At 38.9% G+C, this 13337-nt stretch carries 13 protein-coding genes; 2 read left to right on the top strand and 11 right to left on the bottom strand.

Features of this window, described 5'->3' with window-relative positions:
• Positions 1-41: 41 nt before the first annotated feature.
• The 5 genes from RMB03_RS19360 to xerA all read right to left on the bottom strand — a co-directional run bounded on the left by RMB03_RS19360 (position 42) and on the right by xerA (position 5061).
• Positions 42-1001, bottom strand: a complete 960-nt coding sequence (locus RMB03_RS19360) for an MBL fold metallo-hydrolase (protein WP_311077280.1) — start codon at positions 999-1001, stop codon at positions 42-44.
• Positions 1002-1091: 90 nt separating this feature from the next.
• Positions 1092-1934: an AraC family transcriptional regulator gene (locus tag RMB03_RS19365; RefSeq protein ID WP_311077281.1), complete on the bottom strand. Its 843-nt coding sequence runs from the start codon at positions 1932-1934 to the stop codon at positions 1092-1094.
• Positions 1935-2009: 75 nt separating this feature from the next.
• The gene (locus RMB03_RS19370) at positions 2010-2942 is read right to left on the bottom strand and encodes an electron transfer flavoprotein subunit alpha/FixB family protein (RefSeq protein ID WP_004643792.1); all 933 of its coding nucleotides are present in this window, start codon (positions 2940-2942) and stop codon (positions 2010-2012) included.
• A 17-nt stretch (positions 2943-2959) separates the two neighbouring features.
• The gene (locus tag RMB03_RS19375) at positions 2960-3709 is read right to left on the bottom strand and encodes an electron transfer flavoprotein subunit beta/FixA family protein (RefSeq protein WP_003650176.1); all 750 of its coding nucleotides are present in this window, start codon (positions 3707-3709) and stop codon (positions 2960-2962) included.
• 461 nt (positions 3710-4170) lie between these two features.
• The gene (xerA, locus tag RMB03_RS19380; protein ID WP_202743108.1) at positions 4171-5061 is read right to left on the bottom strand and encodes a site-specific tyrosine recombinase/integron integrase; all 891 of its coding nucleotides are present in this window, start codon (positions 5059-5061) and stop codon (positions 4171-4173) included.
• A 174-nt stretch (positions 5062-5235) separates the two neighbouring features.
• On the opposite strand from xerA, the gene RMB03_RS19385 reads away from it, so the two are divergent.
• Entirely contained in the window at positions 5236-5859 is a 624-nt protein-coding gene (locus RMB03_RS19385) for a LysE family translocator (protein ID WP_311077282.1), read from the top strand.
• 48 nt (positions 5860-5907) lie between these two features.
• Here the strand turns inward: RMB03_RS19385 and RMB03_RS19390 are convergent, their stop codons facing one another.
• The 6 genes from RMB03_RS19390 to RMB03_RS19415 all read right to left on the bottom strand — a co-directional run bounded on the left by RMB03_RS19390 (position 5908) and on the right by RMB03_RS19415 (position 11409).
• Positions 5908-6510, bottom strand: a complete 603-nt coding sequence (locus RMB03_RS19390; protein ID WP_311077283.1) for an alpha/beta hydrolase — start codon at positions 6508-6510, stop codon at positions 5908-5910.
• A 1-nt stretch (position 6511) separates the two neighbouring features.
• Positions 6512-7435 carry an ADP-ribosylglycohydrolase family protein gene (locus RMB03_RS19395; RefSeq protein ID WP_311077284.1) on the bottom strand — a complete coding sequence of 308 codons (924 nt, stop codon included), beginning with the start codon at positions 7433-7435 and terminating at the stop codon, positions 6512-6514.
• 78 nt (positions 7436-7513) lie between these two features.
• Positions 7514-8359 carry a diaminopimelate epimerase gene (gene dapF, locus RMB03_RS19400; protein ID WP_003650169.1) on the bottom strand — a complete coding sequence of 282 codons (846 nt, stop codon included), beginning with the start codon at positions 8357-8359 and terminating at the stop codon, positions 7514-7516.
• Positions 8360-8364: 5 nt separating this feature from the next.
• Positions 8365-9615 (bottom strand): diaminopimelate decarboxylase, encoded by a 1251-nt coding sequence (gene lysA, locus RMB03_RS19405; RefSeq protein ID WP_004643799.1) that lies wholly within the window; start codon positions 9613-9615, stop codon positions 8365-8367.
• Between the two features lie 22 nt (positions 9616-9637).
• A complete protein-coding gene (gene lptM, locus RMB03_RS19410; RefSeq protein ID WP_005038802.1) occupies positions 9638-9862 on the bottom strand; it encodes an LPS translocon maturation chaperone LptM in 225 nt (74 codons plus the stop codon).
• Positions 9863-10002: 140 nt separating this feature from the next.
• Positions 10003-11409, bottom strand: coding sequence for an amino acid permease (locus tag RMB03_RS19415; RefSeq protein WP_004643801.1), 1407 nt, complete (start codon positions 11407-11409; stop codon positions 10003-10005).
• A 488-nt stretch (positions 11410-11897) separates the two neighbouring features.
• Here RMB03_RS19415 and radA point away from each other — a divergent pair, with 488 nt between their 5' ends.
• Complete coding sequence (gene radA, locus RMB03_RS19420; RefSeq protein WP_004643802.1) at positions 11898-13286, top strand: DNA repair protein RadA; 1389 nt, start codon at positions 11898-11900, stop codon at positions 13284-13286.
• Positions 13287-13337: the final 51 nt, after the last annotated feature.

Below are 13337 nucleotides of genomic sequence, written 5' to 3' on the forward strand. Positions count from 1 at the left end.
CTATTATTCTTCTGATTTCTTTAAAAATCATTTTAGAGTTTTTATTTTACAGGTCGATATTGAGCAGGAACCCACTGATATCCTTTTGAATTTTTACCAATATGTCCTATACCAGGAAAAGCAACATGTGCCGCCCCCACCCACCATTGGTTTTTATAGGCTTGCTCAAAAATACTTTTACGGACTGCTATCGCATGCTTAGAGTCAGTATCAGGTTTATAACTTGCCTCGGGGTAAGGAAATTGTACTGCCGCATAATGTACAACATCACCTAAACCTAAGAACTTTTGCCCTTTCTGCCCATCTACCAAATAAGATGAATGACCTTCCGTATGCCCATGAGTCGTTATGAGTTGAACATTAGGTACGTTAAAAGAAGCTTTAGTAAAAGCAATCAATCGACCAGCCTCCTGGTAAGGCTTTAATGCATCTCTGGTCATTTTAAATATTGGCTTAAAAAAATCAGTGGCTTTTGCTTCATTAACAGTCGATGTCCAGTAGTCCACATCCTCTTTAGCTAAATACACTTTGGCATTCGGATAAGCCATTTTGCCATCTAGCGTAATTCCACATAAATGATCAGGATGAGCATGTGTAATCAAGATCGTATCTATTTGTTCAGGCTGTACCCCCGCCTTCTTCAGATTTTCACGTACATAGCCCAAGGTTGGACCAAAACATTTTGCAGTACCTGCATCAATTAAAATGTTTTGTGTAGGTGTTTGAACAAGATAGGCAGAGAAATCTGTGACAATATGATTATGTTCATCTACAGGAACAAAATTTTCTGTAAATAACTGATTCGCTTTTTCAGCTGAAATACCCAATAAATCACTACGAGGTAATCCTAGTTCTCCATCAAATAATGCTGTTACTTTGAGATTGCCTACAGGTTGTAAAAAATAACCATCAACCTGATGAACGCTGGAATTTTGTTGAGCATGTGTGATAACACTGGCGCTTGCTAGCCATAATATCGCAATTGATTTTAATAATTTCACAATAGAATCCTTGGTATTTTAATACCTCAACTCTATCCATTTTTATCTATCTAAATCGCTCAAAAATCGGTGTGAATCGCTCAAATTGAATTATTCGACAGCAAGCACAGTCGGATCTACACCATAACGCTGTATAAAACGTTCACGAAAGATAGAAACAGATTGGTAACCCGATTTTGCTGCAATGGTTTTCATGGGCAATTTATTTGAATATAACAGCTCAAGTGCATAAGCAAGGCGTGCATGAGTAATCGTTTCTCTTAAGGACGTTTCTTCATGCTTAAGTTTGCGGCGAAGTGTTGCACTACTCACACCTAAACGCATTTCAATCTCACTCGATTGCCAATGGTGTTCTGGATTATCTATCACCCAATCATGAATTATTTTTGCCAATTTAGGTGGAGGTAGAATTAATACATCTGAATAATGCTGTTGGCATAACTGTACCAGTATAGAAGCAATGCATAAACGGGCTTTCACCAGATCATTATCAAACAAAGCCGTCTGCCACTCGGCTAGATGTGTAGCAAAATCATCGATTGAAAATTTTAATATGGCCTCAGTTTTGTCTACAACTGGTTTAGCCCAAATCATCTGTGCAGCTTGAATCACCTCTTCACACATGGGTACAAGAATAGTTAAATATTCACCCGTCACTGGATCTGGCAGATTAACTGCATCAATAATCGTATCGGGTTTCACGATATACAGCTGGCCAGCACTTAAATTGATTTTTGTTGTTTGGATATTTAGGTGTTGTTGACCATGCAAAATGATGCCCATGTGCAACTGGTTCACTTTAATATTTGACAGGCCATGCTGATTTTTAGATCGAATACACAAATAATCTCGCGCCATATCTGCCCTTGCTAATCTCACAAGTGATTGATGCAACTGATGAGCCTCTACGGAAGCAGAAAAATTGATATTCATAATGATGATCTAAATAAAAACGCCCTTGGCTATTTATACCACAAGGGCATTTTTGAATAAGTGACAAGCTGTAAATTACAACTTGCTTACCAATTCTGGTACTACAGTGTTCAAATCACCAACTAACCAGTAGTCAGCAACACTGTTGATTGGCGCTTCTTCGTCTTTGTTGATTGCAACAATAACTTTAGAATCTTTCATACCAGCCAAATGCTGGATCGCACCAGAAATACCTACAGCAACATAAAGGTCAGGTGCAACGATCTTACCAGTTTGACCAACTTGGAAATCATTCGGTACGAAGCCTGCATCAACTGCCGCACGTGAAGCACCTTGTGCTGCACCAAGCTTGTCAGCTAATGGATCAAGTACTTTATGGTAGTTCTCACCAGAACCTACACCACGACCACCAGAAACAACAATGCGAGCAGCTGTCAATTCAGGACGGTCAAGTTTCACGATTTCTTCAGATACAAAATTAGAAATACCTGCATCTTTCGCTTCACTTACTGCTTCAACGGTAGCAGAACCACCTTCAGCAGCTACTGGATCAAATGCTGTACCACGAACTGTACCAACAATGATTGCTTCGTCAGATTGAACAGTAGCAATCGCGTTACCTGCATAGATCGGACGCTTGAATGTGTTAGCAGATTCAACAGAAATAATATCTGTGATCATGCTTACATCAAGAAGAGCTGCAACGCGTGGAAGAATGTTCTTACCAGTCGTTGTAGAAGCAGCTAATACGTATTTGTAACCTTTAGCCAAATCAGCAACTAAAGCAGCTACGTTTTCAGCTAACTGGTTTGCATAAGCTGCGTTGTCAGCAAGTAAAACCTTGCTTACACCAGCAACTTTAGCAGCAGCATCAGCAACTGCCTGAGCACCAGAACCAGCAACTAATACAGTAATATCACCACCGATTTTTTGTGCTGCAGCAACAACGTTTAAAGTAGCACCGTTAAGTACTTGGTTGTTGTGATCAGCGATAACTAAAATACTCATGATTTTATCCTTCCGTATTAGATCACTTTCGCTTCATTTTTCAATTTTTCAACAAGCTCATCTACAGATTTCACTTGTACGCCAGCTTTACGTTCTGCTGGAGCTTCAACTTTAACAGTTTTAAGCTTAGTACCAGCTGTAACGCCATAATCAGCAGGAGATTTAGTATCAAGTGGCTTCTTACGAGCTTTCATGATGTTAGGCAAAGCTGCATAACGTGGCTCATTCAAACGCAAGTCAGTTGTAATGATTGCAGGAAGTGCCAGTTCAACAGTTTGTAAACCACCGTCAACTTCACGAGTTACTTGTACTTTGCCGCCATCAACTTTCACTTCAGAAGCGAATGTACCTTGACCCGCACCTAATAATGCGCCAAGCATTTGACCTACTTGGTTAGAGTCATCATCAATTGCTTGTTTACCAAGAAGGATAAGTTCTGGTTTTTCAGCATCAACAACACCTTTTAAAATTTTAGCAACTTCTAAAGCGCCAATTTCATCAGTGGTTTCAACCAAAATACCGCGGTCTGCACCCAAAGCCATTGCAGAACGGATTTGTTCTTGAGCTTCTTTAGGACCAACAGAAACAACAACGATTTCTGATACTGTTCCTTTTTCTTTTAAGCGAACCGCTTCTTCCACTGCGATTTCACAAAATGGGTTAATTGACATTTTAACGTTAGTAAGGTCAACCCCACTATTGTCCGGCTTAACACGAACTTTGACGTTGGCATCAACCACGCGTTTTACAGCAACAAGAGCCTTCATGTAATCCTCGGCTGTTCTAGCAAAAGTAAATGTTGAGAAAAGTATATTAACTCTTCAATTAAAATTTTTTAGGTACCCTATCTTGCAATGTGTTTGGCATTTCGGTCAAGTCACAATTTTCCAGAACAGCACAAAAAAAATGAAACCATCAGTTCATAAAAAAAATATTGTGCCTTATTAGGTGCTATTTCATTCTTTTTACACTCTATTTTATATATTGATTTTTATTATCTTTTTATCTTATTTAGCTTATTAGCCAGAAACATAAGATCGCCTTTAAATAATCGAGATAAGATGTTTTTGACTCAGGGGTACTGACAAAATGTCCAAAGATCAAAATGGTCAATTTGACTATTTTCCCTATTTCTCTTAAACAAATTTCTAAAAAAATACAAATGATGTCTACATTCGTATAAGACTTGCTATTTTAGTCAACTTTATTATTAAGATAGTTTTTAAATCTATTCGTTCTTTTGCGCTCTTGGATGAGCTCGATCATAGACTTGCGCCAAATGATCAAAATCAATATGCGTATAAATTTGTGTGGTAGACAAATTGCTATGCCCCAACATTTCTTGCACCGATCGTAAATCACCACTACTGGATAACATATGGCTAGCAAAACAATGCCGCAATAAATGAGGATGTAAATCGACATTCACACCGGCTCTTTGCGCTTGAAGCTTTACACGCTTCTCGATTTGACGTGGGGTTAACACGCCACCTCTTTGAGAAATAAAAACAAAAGCATTTTGATCAAAATGGCCTTTCCAGATTTTGTAAATTTTTAACCAATTCAATAGGCTTTCTTTTGCCTTTTTCCCAAATGGTACAATACGGGTTTTATTTCCTTTACCCGTAATACGGACCAGTTGACGGTTAAAATCTATATCTTTAATTGTTAAACCTTGTAGTTCAGCCAGACGCAAACCACTTGAGTAAAGCAACTCCAACATAGCTTTATCACGTAACCACAGTTGCTGATCAATCGGTTTTTCAGGCATAGGTTGATCTAAAATCTGATTAACCGTTTCTATGTCGATCATACCGGGCAAAGGTCTAGGCTGACGTTTGAGCTTAAAATCATCAGTAGGATTAATTTCTAGATATTTTCCTTGTTCTGCCCATTTCATGAACTGGCGAATGGAAGTGAGGTGACGCTGCATACTGCTTGAACTTAACTGGTCCTGCTCAACACGCTGGGCCAAATATTCACGCAAATCTGAAGCTTCAACATTTCTTAAATCAATTTGTTTGAGATCACAAAACTCAAGAAAGCTTTTAACGTCTCTTTCATAAGCAGTAATCGTGTGCTCAGACTGGTTCTGAATTTTTCTTTCTTTTAACCACATTGAGAGCAGTTGTAATGCAAAATCCAAATTGCTCTCCATTTATTTGCTCATTTTATTTTTTTCAGTGTACCAAAAAGTAGTTGATCAGGAAAATTGAGATCGTACAGCATAACAACTCACTACCTTATATATGTATTACACTTTAGCTCAAGTATTTGTCGAAACCTTGCTGCCATGACCACCATACTCATACCCTATCTACTTGCAATTACCTTACTTACGCTTACCCCGGGTCTGGATACGACTTTAATTATTCGTACCGCTACACTTGAAGGTAAATCTAAAGCATTCCAAGCAGCAGTAGGCATTAGCCTTGGCTGTATCGCGTGGGGAATTGTAGTTGCTTGTGGTCTGGGTGCTTTGCTCATGGCTTCTGATTTAGCTTTTAATCTATTGAAATGGATGGGGGCCGCTTATCTTGCATGGCTGGGTTTGAATATGATTTTAAAACCGCGTAGTCAACTTGCAGATATGCAAGGGAGTAATTCAAATATAACCACTTCACAAAATTGGTTTATTAAAGGTTTTTTGGGTAACTTACTTAATCCCAAAGTTGGCATTTTTTATATTTCATTTCTTCCCCAATTTATTCCACCGCAAGCATCGGCTGTCACTTGGGTCATGGGGCTTGTGATGATTCATGTAGTAATTGGAATGTTATGGTCAACTCTATTAATTTTGGCTATGCAACCACTGTCACGTTATCTAAAGCAACCTAAATTTGTGAAATATATGGACCGTATTACAGGCAGTATTTTTGTGTTGTTTGCTTTGAAATTGGCTTTGAGTAAAAAGTAAATCTAAAAAGCGTGCTGGTACCTAGCACGCTTAATATAACTTAAAGAGTTACTTTAGCTTTTTTAAATAGTCTTTTATGTGGATTGCAACTTCATCTGCATATTTTTCTGCCAACTGATGATCTCCCCCTTTAACAATATGCAATGTTGAACTTTTAAATATCTGATTTAAGTATGTCCCGACTTCAACTGGACTCACTGGATCTTGGTCGCCCCAAATTAGTAAAGTTTCGACGCTTATATCTGACAAAAATTCTTCATAGTTAATATTGGTAGTAACAAACCAATCTGGATATTTTAAAAATGCTTGGCGATATGCTTCACGCCAATCTTGTACATTGAATCTTTCAAGATTGATTCCACCGGAAGTTGCAATCAAGACAAGCCCTTTAACCAATTGAGGTTTTTGCAACGCTGCGGCAACAGCAAAAATGCCACCCATAGATTGAGCAATAATTACAGACTCATCATTAATTTGATTAAGAACATAGTTTGTTAAGTCTTCAAAATTTTTGACCTCTACAGATTCGGGTGTATCTCCAAAGCCCGGATAACCAATAATTTTTGTATGATATTGCTGAGGTAGTTTTTCAATTAATGGCTGCCAAAAACTAATACTTCCTGACGCACCGGGTAAGAAAATTAAATTCATGTCATGCTTCTTCTAATTGTTTTAATAATGGTTCAAGCATTTCTTTCCCTCTTAACTGCTGTAACCATATTTCAGGAATCCCTTCATATCCAAACACAATTCCTGCCAATCCTCCTGCAACACAAGCGGTTGTATCAGTATCTTGTCCTAAGGCAATAGCTGTTTTAATGACGTCTTGATAACTATCTTGTTGCAGAGCAAAACGGGCTGAATGTAAACAATCTACTACGTAACCACTGCCTGATATTTTTTTCTCATGTGTTGAATCAAGAATATTATCGAGTTCTTGCTGTTCATTAACACTATTTTTATAAAGTTGCATCAGTATTGAAATACTAGATTTCCAAGCATCATTAACTGCTTGTCCTTTCAATAAATATTTTGCCCATAAGCAATATAAAGCACAACAAATTTTTGATCGGAGATGAGCATGGGTCAAATGGGACTGCTGATAGGCTAACTCAACTAATTGCTGATCTGATCCCCTATGCCATAATGTCAAAGGTAATGTACGCATCAACGCTCCATTACCATTCGAATGTTCATCTGTATTCGCTATCTCTTCTACAGACACCCCAGCTTCATAACGCTTTAATGCCTGAGCAGTTTGTACACCAATATCAAACACTTGATAATCAACCGCCATATAACCATAACGATACCAATTGCGAAGACGGTTAGCAAAATCGATACTATCAAGTTTTTGACAATACAATAGTGATGCTAATAAGCACAGTGCCTGGGCTCCATCATCTGACCATGTTCCAATTGGAATATCGGGATAAGTTCGCCTAAAATTTTTAGGTGGAATCATATCAATATGCGAATAAGGTGGGAGCTGTGACGCTGAATGAAATTCATAAGGTACACCGACTGCATCACCAATCAGCAAACCATAAATTGCTCCTTTAATTCTATTTTGCATTTTTCTCTCAATATTTATTCTTATAAAAATAAGGGGAAAGGCCTTATTTTAAACCCTTTCCCCTAAGACAAATCTAATTTAGCCTTGGAAATAACGTAAATCCAAACGCCCATCATACACATGGGTTGTTGGACCAGTCATCCAGACCACATCGCCTTCTTGCCATTCGATTTGCAGCTTACCGCCAGCCAATTCAACTTCTACAGAATTAGCAAGTAAGCCACGGCGCATACCACTTACCGCAGCAGCGCAAGCACCTGTACCGCATGCAAGTGTTTCACCTACACCACGTTCAAATACACGAAGGCGCACATGGTTTTCATCAATTACTTGCATAAAACCAGCATTCACACGCTCAGGAAAACGTTTATGTGACTCAACTTGTGGGCCAATGCCAGCAACATCTGCTGTGAGTACATCTGGAACAATAGTTACAGCATGAGGATTGCCCATATTGACCACATCAATACTAATGTTTTGGTCATTGGCTAACTCAAGCGTATATAAAGCTTCTGGTTGTTCAGCAACAAATGGAATTTCATTTGGTAAAAATTTCGGGTAACCCATATTCACGCGTACCCAACCATTTTGCCCCAGTTCTGGCTTTACAATACCGGCTTTGGTTTGAACAGTAATATTGGTTTTACTCGTTAAATGACGCTCATGTACAAAACGAGCAAAACAACGGACACCGTTACCACATTGTTCAACTTCAGAACCATCAGCATTAAAAATACGATATTTAAAATCTGCTTCTGGTAAATCTGGTGGTTCAACAATTAAAAGCTGATCAAAACCAATACCAAAATGTCGGTCAGCTAAGCGTTGAATTGTTTCTGTATCTAAATAAGCACGTTGGCTAATCAGATCAACCACCATAAAGTCATTGCCTAAGCCATGCATTTTAGTAAATTCTAATAACATCTCATTTACTCCTCAGGCAATAAACGTTCTTTTTCCCAAAGGGATTCAACTGTTTCACGCTCACGAATCAAATGAGCTTTATCGCCTGATACCATTACTTCAGCGGCACGTCCACGTGTATTGTAATTTGAACTCATTACAAAACCATAAGCACCAGCACCGAGAACAGCTAACAAGTCATTTTCTTTTAAAGCCAATGAACGATCTTTACCAATGAAGTCACCTGTCTCACAGATTGCACCAACAAGATCCCAAGTTTTTTCTTCAGTATCTGAACTTGGTACCACAGGTTGGATATCCATCCACGCTTCATATAACGCAGGGCGAATCAAATCGTTCATTGCTGCATCAATAATGGCAAAGTTGCGGTGGCTCGTTGGTTTAAGCAAATCAACTTTTGTTAAAAGCACGCCTGCATTTGCACTAATGCTACGGCCCGGTTCCATATAAACTTTGAGACCTAACTTTTCTAAAGCAGGTTTCATTGAGTTGGCATATTCTTCAACACTTGGCGGCGTCTCATCTTTATAACAAACACCTAAACCACCACCAATATCAATATGTTTAAGATTGATGCCAAGTTTTTTTAATTCATCAATCATCAACATGACACGATCTAAAGCATCAACAAATGGCTTAGTCTCGGTTAATTGCGAACCGATATGGCAGTCAATCCCAATAATTTCAAGATTGGGTAAAGACGCAGCATATTGATAGGTTTCATAAACGGTATCACTTGGAATACCAAATTTATTTTCTTTAAGACCTGTTGAAATATAAGGATGTGTTTTTGCATCTACATCAGGATTTACACGTAAAGAAATAGGAGCTTTCTTACCCAAACGAGCCGCAACTTTTTGAAGACGGTCTAGTTCTGCATATGACTCTACATTAAAGCAGGCAATACCCGCATTTAATGATGTTTCAATATCAACTTCGGTTTTACCTAAACCTGAGAAAACAATTTTAGATGCATCCCCACCCGCTTTTAAAACACGTGCAAGCTCACCACCAGATACGATATCAAAACCCGCACCAAGTTTTGCCAATACATTAAGAACAGCTAAATTTGAGTTAGATTTCACCGCAAAACAGATTTGATGATCAATAAAGTCAAAAGCACGGTCCATATCTAGATAATGTTTTTCAAAAGCTGTTTTTGAATAAACATACAACGGTGTGCCAAATTGCTGCGCAAGCTGCTCCAGAGAACATTGCTCTGCGTGCAATACTCCATTAATGCGGGTGAAACTCATGAAGGTGTCCTTATTTCAAAGCTTAAGGTGATGTTGTTTGGGTTGGAGCTGTTGAAGATTCGGCTGACTGTTCAGCCTTTTCATCGTTTTGCACAACTTGTTTTGGTTCTTTATTACGATAGAGCAAGTATTTTGCACGTTTGTCATAATTTGGATCAGAAGGTAGTTGTAATACTCCTGACTGACCACAAGCACTAAGCAAAACACTGCTGCTCAATAAACTGATGAGGCAAATGACACGACGCATCTGAGCACCTGATTTAAACAATTCGATGCAGTATACCGTGATCATGCAAGCGGCTAAAGAGTAAACTTAAAGAGAAAAACAATATGCATAAAAAACGCCAACTTTTCAGCCGGCGTTTAGTCATAACCAAATAAGTTTAATTATTTTTTATTGCGTGGTTTATAGAAGAAGAAATAACCAATGAGCAAGATAATAAACCAGATTGGACTTACCTTAAGCGCTTTAAACGTATCAGGCTCTAAAGACAACACATAAATCATGCCAACAAAGAAAATAATGGTGATCCAACATGTAAATAAACCACCTGGCAATTTAAATGTTGATTTGGCATGTAGTTCAGGGCGCGTAGTGTAATAGCGGATGTAACTCCAGATAATTAACAACCACACACAAATGAACAGAATCGTTGAAAGTGTTGTTGCAAGTGTAAATGCCTCAACGGTATTTGGCACAAAATACTGTAAAGCCGCACCTAACAATAAGCACGCAGCAGAAAAATACAATGCATTTGCAGGTACTGCACGTTTGTTCAATTTACCAAAAGCTTTAGGTCCTTGGTCTTCACGTGATAGACCAAATAACATACGACTTGTTGAAAACACGCCACTGTTCATCGATGACATCACTGATGACAATACGACTAAGTTCATCAAGATTGCTGCTGCTGCAACACCTGCTTGACTAAACAAATTTACAAATGGACTGATGGCTGGATCAATTCGATTCCATGGTGTTACTGACATTACAATAATTAATGCGAACACATAGAAAATAATGATACGAATTGGAATTGAGTTAATTGCTTTAGGCAAATTACGTTCAGGATCTTTAGTTTCCGCAGCCGTTGTTCCAACCAGCTCTACACCAACGAAAGCAAAAATCGCAATCTGGAAGCCTGCTAAGAAACCATGCACCCCTGTTGGGAAGAAACCACCATTTGCCCACAAATGAGTAAAGGATGCCACTTCACCAGTAGTCGAGGTAAAGCCTGTAAAGATCATCCATAAACCCACAGCAATTAAAATGATAATTGCAAGGATCTTAATAAGCGCAAACCAAAACTCCAATTCACCAAACAAGCGAACTGTTAACAAGTTCAAGCCCATAATGAATACGATGGCCGCAACACTGATCATGGCACCTTCGACAGGCGAGAAAGGTAGACCATTATTAAAGAATTGTAAGTAATAGATAATTGCAGACAGATCGGCAATACCAATTGTGATCCAGCATAGCCAATACGTCCAGCCTACAAAATAACCTGCCCATGGGCCAATTAAATCTGTTGTGAAATCAATAAATGATTTGTAGGCCAAATTTGAAAGAAGTAGTTCGCCAAGCGCACGCATGACAAAAAACACCATCACACCAATGATCAGGTAAATGAATAAGATTGATGGGCCAGCAAGACTAATTGTTTTGCCTGATCCCATAAACAATCCCGTACCAATTGCACCGCCAATCGCGATCAGCTGTAAATGCCGATTTGAGAGGCTACGATGGAGCTCACCTTGTTCATGAGACTCACTCAGATTTTGATTCGACATCTTATCAATACACTCCAGTAATTTTTTTTAGTCCGTTAGCTAAAATCAAAAAGACGATATCGCACCATTTGCAGGTATCTTTTAAATGTATATTTTTTGATAATTTTTCAGCTAACCGATTTTTATCTGTATTGCTGATGATTTCAAGCTACATACAATTAAATCTGATAATACGCACAAGCCCATAGCAATACAACGCACTTTACGGTCTAAAAACATGACTTGAACTTGTCTGATTTTTAAATTAAAAAGACGACTCAATTGACCGTTTTTCTAGTATTCAATTTCATTTCAGTCCTTCATCTGTTTATTAAAAACACCCCTTCTCGATCTTAATCTTTCAATTTATTTAACACATGACAATGACCTGATATTTTCGTTGTTTTAAATTAAGCAAAATGTATTCCACCTCAAAACTGATTCTCTATTTTGGTTTTGCTATACTCTGTTTCTACTATTGATTAAGAAGTTTTTAACTGAAGTCGAATATGAGCAAAGTCAAAACTGTTTACCGTTGCGAACAATGTGGTGCCGATCATCTTAAATGGGCAGGTCAATGTTCAGAGTGTGGTGAATGGAATTCTTTGACTGAAGTCAAACTTGAGCCTACCACTGCACACCGAGCACGTCCCAAAACTGGGGGCTATGCAGGCCAAGCTGCCAATATTACAACACTCAATAAAGTCTCAGTTTCCCATGAAACCCGCTTACAGACAGGGATTAGCGAATTTGATCGTGTACTTGGCGGAGGCTTAGTTACTGGTTCAGTTGTACTAATCGGCGGTGACCCCGGTATTGGTAAATCGACCATTCTGTTACAAACAGCGACCCACATGGCAAGCGCGAAAAGCTCTGCACTTTATATTACGGGTGAAGAATCTTTATCTCAGGTTGCTCTTCGTGCTCAACGTCTTGATTTGCCTACTGACAAATTAAAAGCCATGGCCGAAACCTGTGTAGAACGAATTTGTGAGGTTTTAGAACAAGAAAAGCCTGCGGTAGCTATTTTAGATTCTATTCAAACGCTTTACACCGAAACACTTCAATCGGCACCAGGTGGTGTTTCTCAAATTCGTGAATCTGCTGCATTACTTACACGTTATGCAAAAAATAGTGGCACGGCGCTATTTCTTGTTGGTCATGTGACCAAAGAAGGTGCACTTGCTGGCCCTCGTGTTTTAGAGCACATGGTGGATTGTGTACTTTACTTTGAAGGTCAATCCGACTCACGCTATCGAATGATTCGTGCTGTTAAAAACCGTTTTGGTGCGGTCAATGAACTGGGTGTATTTGCCATGACAGATAAAGGGCTACGTGAAGTTGCTAACCCTTCTGCCATTTTCTTGAGTCGTTATGATGAAGCGATCCCCGGTTCAATTGTCATGATTAGCCGTGAAGGGACCCGCCCTCTTTTAGTCGAAGTACAAGCTTTAGTTGACGATGCACAAGGCCAACCACGACGTGTCGCATTAGGTCTTGAACAAAACCGTTTAAACATGCTACTTGCTGTAATGCATCGTCATGGCGGTGTCCAAACCACAGGACAAGACGTCTATGTCAATATTGTGGGTGGCTTAAAAATTACTGAAACAGGTTCCGATTTAGCAGTTTTGTTAGCATGTGCTTCAAGTCTACGCACTAAAGCCCTACCCCAACAACTTGCAGTTTTTGGCGAAGTTGGTCTTTCGGGTGAAATTCGTCCAGTCCCTAATGGTCAAGAACGTTTAAAAGAAGCTGCAAAACATGGCTTTAAATATGTCATTTTACCAAGAGGTAATGCGCCGCAAAAAGCAATTCCAGGCGTACAAGTCATTGCGGTTGCCCGTCTGCATGAAGCATTGACCGAAGCAATGCAACTTAGTGAGGAATTGACATAAAAAAACATACTTTTATAGTTGAAATTTAGCGCAAATACCTTCATAAATACT

This window comes from Acinetobacter sp. V91_7 (assembly GCF_031799075.1).
GTDB classification, from domain to species: Bacteria; Pseudomonadota; Gammaproteobacteria; order Pseudomonadales; family Moraxellaceae; genus Acinetobacter; species Acinetobacter calcoaceticus.

Bases quoted from the DNA above. Each gene is read 5' to 3' on its own strand.
- RMB03_RS19375 (WP_003650176.1), bottom strand. From the start codon at position 3,709: ATGAAGGCTCTTGTTGCTGTAAAACGCGTGGTTGATGCCAACGTCAAA.
- lysA (WP_004643799.1), bottom strand. From the start codon at position 9,615: ATGAGTTTCACCCGCATTAATGGAGTATTGCACGCAGAGCAATGTTCT.
- RMB03_RS19365 (WP_311077281.1), bottom strand. From the start codon at position 1,934: ATGAATATCAATTTTTCTGCTTCCGTAGAGGCTCATCAGTTGCATCAA.
- radA (WP_004643802.1), top strand. From the start codon at position 11,898: ATGAGCAAAGTCAAAACTGTTTACCGTTGCGAACAATGTGGTGCCGAT.
- lptM (WP_005038802.1), bottom strand. From the start codon at position 9,862: ATGCGTCGTGTCATTTGCCTCATCAGTTTATTGAGCAGCAGTGTTTTG.
- dapF (WP_003650169.1), bottom strand. From the start codon at position 8,359: ATGTTATTAGAATTTACTAAAATGCATGGCTTAGGCAATGACTTTATG.
- RMB03_RS19385 (WP_311077282.1), top strand. From the start codon at position 5,236: ATGACCACCATACTCATACCCTATCTACTTGCAATTACCTTACTTACG.
- RMB03_RS19395 (WP_311077284.1), bottom strand. From the start codon at position 7,435: ATGCAAAATAGAATTAAAGGAGCAATTTATGGTTTGCTGATTGGTGAT.
- RMB03_RS19415 (WP_004643801.1), bottom strand. From the start codon at position 11,409: ATGTCGAATCAAAATCTGAGTGAGTCTCATGAACAAGGTGAGCTCCAT.
- RMB03_RS19370 (WP_004643792.1), bottom strand. From the start codon at position 2,942: ATGAGTATTTTAGTTATCGCTGATCACAACAACCAAGTACTTAACGGT.
- RMB03_RS19390 (WP_311077283.1), bottom strand. From the start codon at position 6,510: ATGAATTTAATTTTCTTACCCGGTGCGTCAGGAAGTATTAGTTTTTGG.
- xerA (WP_202743108.1), bottom strand. From the start codon at position 5,061: ATGTGGTTAAAAGAAAGAAAAATTCAGAACCAGTCTGAGCACACGATT.